The organism is Isoptericola halotolerans (genome assembly GCF_003003075.1).
Taxonomy (GTDB): domain Bacteria; phylum Actinomycetota; class Actinomycetes; order Actinomycetales; family Cellulomonadaceae; genus Isoptericola; species Isoptericola halotolerans_A.
Genome location: NZ_PVTX01000014.1, coordinates 23194 through 34381, shown reverse-complemented (window position 1 = coordinate 34381; position 11188 = coordinate 23194). Strand labels below are relative to the sequence as shown.

Below are 11188 nucleotides of genomic sequence, written 5' to 3'. Positions count from 1 at the left end.
TGGCGCACCGGACAGGTGTGGATGCTACCGCCCGCGCCTGCCGCGACACCGTGGGAAGTGTCTCGCCCCGGGAGGGGGCTGGGGCCGCCTGGCCGCGGTTCCGTCGGGGACACTGGGAGACAGCAATGTCTGCCGATGTGAGGAGTCCCAGGTGTCCCAGGGAACAGTCCGATGGTTCGACGCCGACCGAGGGTTCGGCTTCATCGACCTCGGGAACGAGGGCGACGACCTGTTCGTGCACGCGTCCGAGATCGTCGGCGACGACGGACCGAAGGTGCTCCGGGAGGGGCAGGTCGTCGAGTTCGAGGTGGGCGAGGGTGACCGGGGCCCGCAGGCGCGCCGTGTGCGTGTCACGGGCGACGTGGCCGCCGACGCGCCCGTGGGCGTGCTCGGCACCGTCTCCTGGTACGAGCCGGCCAAGGGGTACGGGTTCGTCACGCCCGACGACGGTCGCGGCGAGATCTTCGTGCACAGCTCGGCCATCGTCACCGGCGGTGTGATCACGGAGGGGCAGCAGGTGGCGTTCCTCGTCGTCGACGGGGAGAAGGGCCCGCAGGCGGACCACCTGGTCCCGCTCGGGGCTCGAGCCGCCCGGCGTGCCGCCCCCGCGGACGGCGCGGACGGAACGGTGACCTTCTACGACGGCACCAAGGGCTTCGGGTTCATCGTCCCCGAGGCGGGCGGGGAGGACGTCTTCGTCCACGCCAAGGCGCTCGCGGGCGGGCTGAGCGAGCTCACCGAGGGGGCGCGCGTGACGTACGACGTCGTCGACGGCGACAAGGGGCCGAACGCCCGCAACGTGCGGCTCGTGCGCGGCTCCGGTGGGCGCGGTGGCGGAGACCGGGCCGCGGACCGTGGTCGCACGAGCCGCCCCGCGCGGTCCGGCGGGCCGGTGCGCGGCGGCGAGGGCACGGTCGCGCGCTACGACGCGGACCGCGGCTTCGGCTTCATCTCGCCCGACTCGGGGGGCGCCGACCTGTTCGTGCACGTGTCGGTCGTGCGGGGCGACGAGATCCTGGAGGAGGGCGACCGCGTCCGCTTCAAGGTGCGGCAGAGCGACCGAGGGCCGCAGGCCGACGGCGTCGAGCTGGTGTGAGCGCCGCCTGAGGTGGTGGCAGACGCCGCCCGGACCGCGGGCGCCGCCTGACTGGGTCCGGCGCGTCGTCGTGCCGCGGCGCGGGGCTGTCGGTGTGCGGATCAGAGGTGTCCGCTCGGCGTGACTGGCTCACGCGCAGCGCACGTCAATCGCGTTGCGCGTGAGATTCATGCACAGCGTGATCTGAGGTGCGCACGGCCGTCACGAATGCCGCCGCGCGCACACCTCTCGCCGTGCCATTGCTCGGCCGGGCCTCGGCTGCCGACGCCGGGCCTCGGCTGCCGTCGCCGGTCCTCGGCGCCCGGGCTTCGGCCCCTGCGGCTGCGCCGCAGTTCGCTCACGGCGAACACGCACTCCCAGCAGGCGGAATAGTCGCCGCGCGGTGGAGGTTGAGTGAAGCAGGCTCAACTTTGACCGCCCTGGCTGGACACCTCCGACGCCGCGTCCTAAGTTGAGTGCAGACGACTCAATCCACGTCACGAAGGAGAGCAACCACCATGGCTCGTGCAGTCGGCATCGACCTCGGTACCACCAACTCGGTGGTCGCCGTCCTGGAGGGCGGCGAGCCCACCGTCATCGCGAACGCCGAGGGCGCCCGCACCACCCCGTCCGTCGTCGCGTTCTCCAAGAACGGCGAGGTCCTCGTGGGTGAGGTCGCCAAGCGGCAGGCCGTCACCAACGTCGACCGCACCATCAGCTCGGTCAAGCGCCACATGGGCACCGACTGGTCGCAGGAGATCGACGACAAGAAGTACAGCGCGCAGGAGATCAGCGCCCGCATCCTGGGCAAGCTGAAGCGTGACGCCGAGGAGTACCTCGGCGAGGCCGTCACCGACGCCGTCATCACCGTCCCGGCGTACTTCAACGACGCCGAGCGCCAGGCCACGAAGGACGCCGGCCAGATCGCCGGCCTCAACGTGCAGCGCATCGTCAACGAGCCGACCGCCGCGGCGCTCGCCTACGGGCTCGACCGCGGCAAGGAGGACGAGCTCATCCTCGTCTTCGACCTCGGTGGCGGCACGTTCGACGTCTCCCTGCTCGAGGTGGGCAAGGACGAGGACGACTTCTCCACGATCCAGGTGCGCGCCACCTCCGGTGACAACCGCCTCGGTGGTGACGACTGGGACCAGCGCATCGTCGAGCACCTCATCAAGCAGGTGAAGAACTCCGCGGGCGTCGACCTGTCCAAGGACAAGATCGCCCTGCAGCGTCTGCGCGAGGCGGCCGAGCAGGCCAAGAAGGAGCTCTCGTCCGCGACGAGCACCAACATCTCGATGCAGTACCTGTCCATGAGCGAGAACGGCCCCGTCCACCTGGACGAGAAGCTGACCCGCGCGCAGTTCCAGCAGATGACGCAGGACCTCATCGACCGCACCAAGGAGCCGTTCCACGCGGTCATCCGGGACGCGGGCGTCTCCATCTCGGAGATCGACCACGTGGTCCTCGTCGGTGGTTCCACCCGCATGCCGGCCGTGGCCGACGTCGTGCGTGAGCTCACCGGTGGCAAGGAGCCCAACAAGGGCGTCAACCCGGACGAGGTCGTCGCCGTCGGCGCCGCCCTGCAGGCCGGTGTCATCGGCGGTGAGCGCAAGGACATCCTGCTCATCGACGTCACCCCGCTGTCCCTCGGCATCGAGACCAAGGGCGGCGTGATGACCAAGCTCATCGAGCGCAACACGGCGATCCCGACCAAGCGGAGCGAGATCTTCTCCACGGCCGAGGACAACCAGCCGTCCGTGGCCATCCAGGTGTTCCAGGGCGAGCGCGAGTTCACCCGGGACAACAAGCCGCTGGGCACCTTCGAGCTGACCGGCATCGCGCCGGCGCCGCGCGGCGTCCCGCAGATCGAGGTCACCTTCGACATCGACGCGAACGGCATCGTGCACGTGTCCGCCACGGACCGCGGCACGGGCACCGAGCAGTCGATGAAGATCACCGGTGGGTCGGCCCTCCCGCAGGAGGACATCGACCGGATGGTCAAGGAGGCCGAGGAGCACGCCGAGGAGGACAAGAAGCGTCGCGAGGAGGCCGAGACCCGCAACCAGGCGGAGTCCTTCGCCTACTCGATGGAGAAGCAGGTCGCGGACAACCGTGACAAGCTCCCCGCCGACGTCGTCACCGAGGTCGAGGCGGACATCGCCGGCGTCAAGACCGCCCTGGAGGGCGAGGACGCCGACGCCGTGAAGTCGGCCTACGAGAAGCTCGGTGCCTCCTCGCAGAAGATCGGCGAGGCGCTCTACTCGGCCGAGCAGACCGCGGGCGCCGGTGCCGGTGCGGAGGGCGCCCCGGCCGACGGCACCACGCCGGAGCCCGAGAGCTCCGACGAGGACGTCGTCGACGCCGAGATCGTGGACGACGAGGACGACAAGAAGGACGCCAAGTGACGTCTGACGACACGCAGGGCACCCCCGAGCGGCCGGAGGACGGCCGCTCGGGGGACACCCCCTTCCATTTCCGGGACAAGCGCAAGGTCGACCCCACCTCGGGCGAGAAGCGTCCGGAGGCCACGCCGTCGGACGCGTCCGACGCCGCGGGCGGGGCGGCCGACGCCGGCGACCCGCTGGAGGCGCTCGACTTCGAGCCCTCGGGCGAGGCGGTCGAGGACTCCGAGCTGCTGCGGGCCAAGGCCCAGGCGGCGGAGAACCTCGACGCCCTGCAGCGGGAGCGCGCGAGCTTCACGAACTACCGCAACCGGGCGCTGCGCGACCAGGAGGCCGCGCGCACCCAGGGCACGCAGGACGTGCTGGCGGCGCTGCTGCCGGTGCTCGACGACATCGAGCGTGCCAAGCAGCACGCCGAGCTGTCGGGCCCGATGGCGGCCATCGCGGAGAAGCTCGACGCGTCGCTGGTGAAGTTCGGCATCGAGCGGTTCGGCCGTGTGGGCGAGGAGTTCGACCCCACGCTGCACGAGGCGCTGATGCACAACACGGACGCCGAGGCCGAGGCCACCACGATCAACCTGGTGGTCGAGCCCGGCTACCGCATCGGTGACAAGGTGGTCCGGGCCGCCCGCGTGGGCGTCGTCGGACCCGAGTGACGACGGTGGGCGCGGCCCTCGGCCTCGCCGGGGGTCGCGCCCACCGCGTCCGATCAGACCAGGAAGGGACGTCGTGACCGGTCAGGACTGGATCGAGAAGGACTTCTACGCCGCGCTCGGCGTCCCCAAGGACGCCGACCAGGCGGCCATCAAGAAGGCGTACCGCAAGCTGGCGCGCCAGTACCACCCGGACCAGAACCCGGGCGACGCCTCCGCCGAGTCCCGGTTCAAGGAGATCGGCGAGGCCTACTCGGTGCTGTCCGACAGCGAGCAGCGCCAGCAGTACGACGCCGTGCGGTCGATGGCGGGCGGCGGCGCACGCTTCAACGCCGGTCCCGGCGGCGCGTCCGGCGGGTTCGAGGACGTCTTCAGCTCGATGTTCGGCGGCGCCGGCGGCGCGCGCCCCGGAGCCCGGCCCCAGTACCAGCAGTACCAGTCCGGCGGGGCGGGGTTCGAGGACATCCTCGGCTCGATGTTCGGCGGCAGCATGGGCGGCGGACGCCCGGCCGGGTTCGGCGGGCCGCAGCAGCGCAAGGGGGCCGACGTCGAGACGCGCGCCACGCTCCCGTTCCGTGCCGCCGTGGAGGGCACCACGGTCGAGCTGACCGTGGACGGCAAGAAGATCACGGCGCGCATCCCGGCCGGCGTGCACGACGGGCAGAAGATCCGGCTGCGCGGCAAGGGTCGTCCGGGATCGGCCGGCGGTCCGGCGGGGGACCTGCTCATCGTGGTGCACGTGACCGAGCACCCCGTGTTCTCGATCGACGGCGCGAACCTGCGCATGACCCTGCCGGTCACCTTCGCGGAGGCCGCGCTGGGCACCACCGTGGAGGTGCCGACGATGTCGGGCGAGACGGTGCGGCTCAAGGTGCCGTCAGGGACGCCGTCGGGCCGGGTGCTGCGCGTCAAGGGCCGCGGCGTGGCGACGACCAAGCGCACCGGGGACCTGCTCGTCACCGTGCAGGTCGTGGTGCCGCAGAAGCTGAGCCGGGCGGCGAAGAAGGCGCTGGAGGACTTCGCCGCGGAGGCCGACGGCGAGGACGTCCGCGCCGAGCTCGCGGCCAAGGCCGCCCAGTAAGGTCGGGTCCGCCGGACCACGACGGGAGCGAAGGAGGTCCAGATGGTCACCGACGACGCACCCGTGCTGACGGTCTCGCAGGCCGCGCAGCTCACGGGCATGCACCCGCAGACCCTGCGCCAGTACGACCGGCTCGGGCTGGTCACGCCGCGGCGCACGCGCGGCCGCGGACGGCGCTACTCCCGCCGCGACGTCGCCCGGCTGCTCGAGGTGCAGCACCTCGCCCAGGACGAGGGGATCAATCTCGCCGGGGTCAAGCGGATCCTCGACCTCGAGCAGCACGTCGCGGTGCTGGAGCACCGGCTGCACGAGCTGGCGAGCCTCCTGGCGGAGCGCGAGCGTGCGGAGGGGCGCGTGTTCGCCGCCGGCACGGGCGGCGACGTCGTGGCCGTGCAGCGGGGGCAGCGCGTGCGGCGCACGGAGCTGTACGTCGAGTCGCGCCGCGAGCAGGGCGGTGCGCTGGTCCTCTGGCGCCCGACGCCGCACCGGGACTGAGGACATGCTTTCCGGCATGACATTCTTTCGTTAATGAATTCTTCTCTGGTAAGGCTTTCCTTACTGTCGAGAGAATGTCGCCGCTACCTGTGCAGGATTCGAATTCGCGCCTATGATCGAGATATCGGCGACGACGAGACCTGACACGAGGAGCGGAATCATGAGCACCCTGATGGAGATGCCCGAGGTCACCAGCTGCACCGTGGACGGCTGCAGCTACAACCATGACCACGACTGTCATGCAGGGGCCGTGACGATCGCGGGCGTGCCGGGCGACGCCTCCTGCGCCACGTTCATCCCGCTCAGCACCAAGGGCGGGCTCGAGAAGGTCGTCGCGCACGTCGGTGCCTGCCAGCGCACGGACTGCGTCCACAACGAGGACCTCGAGTGCGCCGCCAGCGCCATCCGCGTCGGTGCCGGACCGCAGGACCCGAGCCACGCGGACTGCCTCACGTTCGCCACGACCTGACAGGTCGGGACGCGACGAGGGCCCCGGACTCCACTGTCCGGGGCCCTCGTCGCGGCTCAGGGACGGATCAGCGGCGCAGGTGCCGGATCAGCTCGAGGGCGAGCTGGTGGGACTCCGGCAGCCCCTCCACCCAGACGCGCACCGGTCGGCGCATGCTGCCGGAGACGCCCAGCACCTCGGCGTTGCGCTCCACGATCTTGCGGACCGACTGCGCCAGCCGCGCGGTCTCGGGGCTCCGTTCGCAGAGCACCGCGAAGACGCCGTCGCTCAGCGACGCCATCGGGTGGCCGTCGCCGAACACCTGGTCCAGCGTCCGACCCACCGAGGCGGCCCGGGCCATCCGCTGCCAGGCCCCCAGCTGGTCCACCGCCACGTCGAGCACCACGAGGCAGTGCGACTCGGGGACGCTCTGCTCGTTGCCCGCGGCGCGCCCGTAGGTCTCCCGCAGCCGTTCTCCGAGGTAGTCGGACGTCGGGAGCCCGGTCGCCGGGTCCCGGACGCCGCTGGGTGCCGGGTCCCGCTCGCGCACCAGCACCCATCCCTGCGCGGCGCCGCGCACGGCGTCGACGTCGAGCGGTGCACCGACGGCCCGGTACAGGCAGGCGACGTCGTCCAGCGTCTCGTCGAGACCGATGCCGGCGGCGCTGCGCGCGGTGCCCAGGCGGTGTGCCGCCGCCTCGGGGGAACGCCCCGCCTCGACCGCCTCGACCAGCGCGTCGACGGCAGGGTGGTACCAGTCGCCGGGCCGCAGCCATACTTCCGTGAGGCTGGCCGCGCGCCAGCGCTCACGGGTGTCGGCGGCGGGTGCGCCGCTGGAGGGGAGGCTCATGATGGAGGGACCTTCATAGGACTCCATCATGACGCAGTTCTGGCCCGGAGGAGCGGGTGAATCGCGCCACGGGCGATTCACCCGCCCGCGACCGCCCCGCCGGCGGCTATCCGGCGTAGAGTGACGCCGTCCGTGCCCTGCCGGGTACGGGCACGCTCGGGGGAGAGACGAAGAAGCGGGTTGCGACGTGGCCGACGTCTACGTGGGTTCGGACGGAACAGCTCCCAGCGATGGTGAGCTGATCCTTGAGGTGCGCGGCGGCAGCCTCGACGCCTACGGTGCCCTTTACGAGCGGCACGCCTCCGCGGCCCAGGTCCTCGCCCGTCAGTACGTCAGGACGGTGAGCGACGCCGACGACGTCGTCGCCGAGGCGTTCCACCGCGTGCTCGGGGTCCTGCAGCAGGGCGACGGTCCGGACACGCACTTCCGGGCCTACCTCTTCACCGTCGTGCGGCGGCTCGCCGCCGACCTCGCCCGCCGTGCGCGCCGCACCCGTCCGACGGCGGACGACGGGACCTTCGAGTCGGCGCTGGGCCCGTCGGCCTCGCCCGAGGACCCCGCGCTGGCCGGGTTCGAGAACACGGTCGTCGCCCGCGCCTACCAGGGCCTGCCGGAGCGGTGGCAGGCGGTCCTCTGGTACACCGAGATCGAGCAGCTCACCCCGGCACAGGTGGCCCCGATCCTGGGCCTCACCCCCAACGGCGTCTCGGCGCTCGCCTATCGCGCGCGCGAGGGTCTGCGGGTCGGCTACCTGCAGGAGCACCTCACCACCGAGCCCGCGGACTCGTGCCGCAAGGTCAACGCGCTGCTCGGGGGGTACGTCCGGGGGAGCCTCGCCTCCCGCGAGGTCGCGCAGGTCGACGCCCACCTCGAGGTGTGCGGTGACTGCCGGACGCTGGCGCTCGAGCTCGCCGACGTCGCGCACGGCATGCGCGGCGTCATCGGACCGCTGGTCGTCGGCGTGGCGGGGATGGCCGTGCTGGGCGCGCTGCCCCTCGGCCTGGTCACCGGGGGAGCCCTCGGTGCCGGCGCTGCTGCCGGGACTGCGAGCGGCGCTGCCGGCGGCGTCGGCGTCGGGCTCACGGGTTCGGCGGGCGGTGCGACGGCGGGAGCCACCACGGGTACCTCGGCCGGGGTCGGCGCGGCCGCCGGCAGCACCACCGCTGGTGCCACGACCGCCGGTGCCACGACCGCCGGCGCCACCACCGCCGGAGCGGCGACCGCCGGTGCGGCGACCGGGAGCGCGGCGACCGGAGGCGCTGCGACGGCCGCCACCGCCACGGCCGCCGGAGCCACCACGGTGACCACCACGACCGCGACCACCGCCGTCGCCGCGACCACCGCCGGTGTCTCGGGAGCGACGGTCGCGGCGTCCACCGGCGCGGTCGCCGTCGCGACCGCCGGCGTGGTCAGCGTGCTCGGGGCGATCGGCTCCGACGAGGTGCCGGCGGTCCCGGACCCGCCGCTGCACGTGGCCGAGAGCGAGCCGTGGCCCACGGGCGAGCCGACGCCGGAGCCGAGCGACGAGCCGACGCCGGAGCCGAGCGACGACCCGACGGACCCCGTGAACTTCCCCTTCCTGACGGACGCCGACCTGGTCATGGACGACGTCGTCGTCCCCACGCCCGCCGAGGTGGTCGTCGCCGTCGCCCAGCCGGACGCCGCGCTGACGCCGCGGGCCACCAACCAGCTGGCGCTGCGGGTCAGCAACCCCGGCGAGACGGAGGCAGCCGGCTCCCACGTGCTCCTCACGCTGCCCGCCGGTGTGCAGTACGCGTCGGCTTCGTCGCCGTCCGGGGCCTCCGCCGGTGTCCGGCTGACGTCGGAGTCGCTCGCCTGCACCCCCACGTCGGCGCCGCAGGACGCCCTCTGCACCCTCGGCACGCTCGCGCCGGGCGAGACGCGGACGGTCACCGTCCCGCTCGTCGTCCGCGACGGCGGCTCGTACACCGTCACCGCGCAGACCTGGGCCGACGGGGTGGAGACGCGTAGCGCCGCGCTGGAGCCCGTGCAGGTCGAGTACTTCGGTCCGGAGCTCACCGCGGAGGCCGCCGGCAGCGTCTCGGTCGCCAACCCCGGGCTCGCGCAGATCCCCTTCGCGGTGCGCAACAGCGGCGACCGTCCGGTCGCCGCCGGGTGGACGGCGAAGGTGCGGGTCCCCGCCGGGCTCGTGCCGCAGGGGGTCGGCGGGAAGCTCGGGTGCCGTGCCGGGGACGGTGACGGGACCGACGCCACGGTCTGGCTGTGCACGGGTGACGAGCTCGCTCCCGGCGAGTCGGCCTCGGGCAGCGCGACGGTGGTCGCGGACGGCACGACGGCCCAGGGCAGCTACGACGTCAAGATCGTCCCCGAGCTGCCCGGTGGCGGCCCGACGGTGCGCTCGGTCGCCGTCGTCTCCGCTGCCCGGGCGTGGGAGGGGGCCAACGCCGGGGCGGCGTCCATCCACGCGTCGTGCCGTGCCACCGGCGGGCTGGCCACCGCGGACGCCGTCGTCGTCGGGACCTACACGAACCTCACCGGCCGCACGATCTCCGCCACCTTCGAGGCCGCAGGCACCACGGTCTCGACGTCGTCCAGCCTCGCGCCCGGCGAGTCGGTCACGCTCACGGCACCCGACGGGCTGCGGGTCCCCTCCGGGGGAGGGACGTGGACGCTGTCCACGTCGGTGGGGGGCGCCACGTACAGCCGGACGGTCTCGGCCGGGTCGCACGGTGCCGCGGAGTGCTACGACCCGAGCTGGAACGTGCAGACCGCCGCGACCGTGCTCAACGACGGCGGGAAGGTCCGGGTCGAGGGCACGGTCACCAACCGCACGAGCGAGCCGATGCAGGCCTCGATGACCGCCGCGGGCGGGACGACCGACGCGGTGCGCCTCGGCGCGGGCGACACGGTCACGCTCGGCCGCACGACCGGCGGCACCGACCTCGCCGGGGGCACCGCGACGTTCCATCTGTACCGCTGGGTGACCGACTCCGACGGCGATCAGCCGACCTCCGGCGTCGTCCCGGCCGTCGCGCCGACGGCGGCCCACGACGGCGCCCGCATCGCGCCGGCGGCCGGCCAGGCCGAGCCGGCGGGCACCTGCACCTACGACGCCGGGAGCGAGACCTCCTGGCGGACCTTCACCGTCCCGGTGGACAACTCGGGCTCGACGCTGCCGGTGGTCTTCACGGCGCGGGCCGGCGGGAGCGTCGACGAGGTCCGCCTCGCCGCGGGGGCGAAGGGCTCCCTCGAGCTCCGGGTGCCCTGGGGTACGAGCTCCGGCACGGTGTCCACCGACGGCGGCGAGCTGCGCGGGATCGACGTCGGCTTCGGCAGCTGTGCCGAGGCCCCGGGGTGGCCGGCCACCGTCGACGTGTCCGCCACCGCGCAGTGCGACGCCGGGACGGCACAGGTCGTCGTGGACGTCGCCGGCGACGACGGTCGGTCCTGGGCGGCGACGCTGCTGCGCCACGGGGAGGCGGTCGGGACGCAGGACCTCGCCGCGCACGGCTCCACCCGGTTCGTGGTCGACACCGGGTCGCTGAGCGTCGAGCCCGGGACCGTGACCGTGCACCTGGAGCGCACCATCGAGGGGAACCAGTTCACCGCGGACCGCGAGGCGTCGCACGACTCGGCCCGCTGCGTGGTCCGTGACCCCGACGCGCGTCTCGACCAGGGTGACGTCCAGATGGACCGGTACGGCGACTACGCGACGTCGTGGCGCGAGGCCGGCGTGATCCTCGACAACACCCGATCGAACGTGCGCACCACGTTCCACGTGGTGGGCCCGCACGGCCTGGACGAGGAGGTCGTCGTGGCGGCCGGCGAGACGGGGACGGTCGAGAGCCGACGCGTCGACGGGCGACGCGGAGCGACCTGGACGGTGTCCGCCGGCGACTGGTCGACCCAGCTCGGTGTCGAGACGTTCACCGCCGCGGAGGCCGGCTGGTGCCCGGCGCGCGTCGCCTGGGGATCGACCTACGCCCCCGGCGACGTCCGGTCGTGGAACGGGAACGCCTACCGCTACCTCGGCTGGGACGGCACGCCGCCCGGCGGGGAGCGTGGCGGGAACGGCAACGGCAACGGCAACGGCCATGGCAACGGCAACGGCAAGCGCTGGTACGAGTCCGGGCAGTGGGACGGCGTGTGGATGGGGCAGTGGAGGCAGTGGGAGAAGATCGGCCTCTGCGAGTACCGCTGAC

General features: G+C 73.0%; 8 protein-coding genes. 7 read left to right on the top strand and 1 reads right to left on the bottom strand.

The features are described 5' to 3' along the window. The first annotated feature begins 151 nt into the window (after positions 1-151). The 6 genes from BCL65_RS16675 (at position 152) to BCL65_RS16650 (ending at position 6175) form a co-directional block, all read left to right on the top strand. A complete protein-coding gene (locus BCL65_RS16675) occupies positions 152-1096 on the top strand; it encodes a cold-shock protein (RefSeq protein WP_106269646.1) in 945 nt (314 codons plus the stop codon). 497 nt (positions 1097-1593) lie between these two features. Further along, positions 1594-3480, top strand: coding sequence for a molecular chaperone DnaK (gene dnaK, locus BCL65_RS16670; RefSeq protein ID WP_106269645.1), 1887 nt, complete (start codon positions 1594-1596; stop codon positions 3478-3480). Continuing rightward, a complete protein-coding gene (grpE, locus tag BCL65_RS16665) occupies positions 3477-4133 on the top strand; it encodes a nucleotide exchange factor GrpE (protein WP_106269644.1) in 657 nt (218 codons plus the stop codon). Before dnaK ends, grpE begins: the two co-directional genes overlap by 4 nt. Positions 4134-4206: 73 nt before the next feature. Next, a complete protein-coding gene (locus BCL65_RS16660) occupies positions 4207-5211 on the top strand; it encodes a DnaJ C-terminal domain-containing protein (protein WP_106269643.1) in 1005 nt (334 codons plus the stop codon). Between the two features lie 42 nt (positions 5212-5253). After that, on the top strand, positions 5254-5706 hold the full coding sequence (locus BCL65_RS16655) for a heat shock protein transcriptional repressor HspR (RefSeq protein WP_106269642.1): 453 nt from the start codon (positions 5254-5256) through the stop codon (positions 5704-5706). A 160-nt stretch (positions 5707-5866) separates the two neighbouring features. After that, a complete protein-coding gene (locus BCL65_RS16650) occupies positions 5867-6175 on the top strand; it encodes a DUF1540 domain-containing protein (RefSeq protein WP_106269641.1) in 309 nt (102 codons plus the stop codon). 67 nt (positions 6176-6242) lie between these two features. Here the strand turns inward: BCL65_RS16650 and BCL65_RS16645 are convergent, their stop codons facing one another. Next, positions 6243-7004, bottom strand: coding sequence for a hypothetical protein (locus tag BCL65_RS16645; RefSeq protein WP_243401134.1), 762 nt, complete (start codon positions 7002-7004; stop codon positions 6243-6245). A 187-nt stretch (positions 7005-7191) separates the two neighbouring features. Between BCL65_RS16645 and BCL65_RS16640 the strand changes: the two genes are divergently transcribed. Further along, a complete protein-coding gene (locus BCL65_RS16640) occupies positions 7192-11187 on the top strand; it encodes a sigma-70 family RNA polymerase sigma factor (RefSeq protein ID WP_106269640.1) in 3996 nt (1331 codons plus the stop codon). Position 11188 lies beyond the last annotated feature (1 nt).

Bases quoted from the DNA above. Each gene is read 5' to 3' on its own strand.
- BCL65_RS16645 (WP_243401134.1), bottom strand. From the start codon at position 7,004: ATGAGCCTCCCCTCCAGCGGCGCACCCGCCGCCGACACCCGTGAGCGC.
- BCL65_RS16650 (WP_106269641.1), top strand. From the start codon at position 5,867: ATGAGCACCCTGATGGAGATGCCCGAGGTCACCAGCTGCACCGTGGAC.
- dnaK (WP_106269645.1), top strand. From the start codon at position 1,594: ATGGCTCGTGCAGTCGGCATCGACCTCGGTACCACCAACTCGGTGGTC.
- BCL65_RS16655 (WP_106269642.1), top strand. From the start codon at position 5,254: ATGGTCACCGACGACGCACCCGTGCTGACGGTCTCGCAGGCCGCGCAG.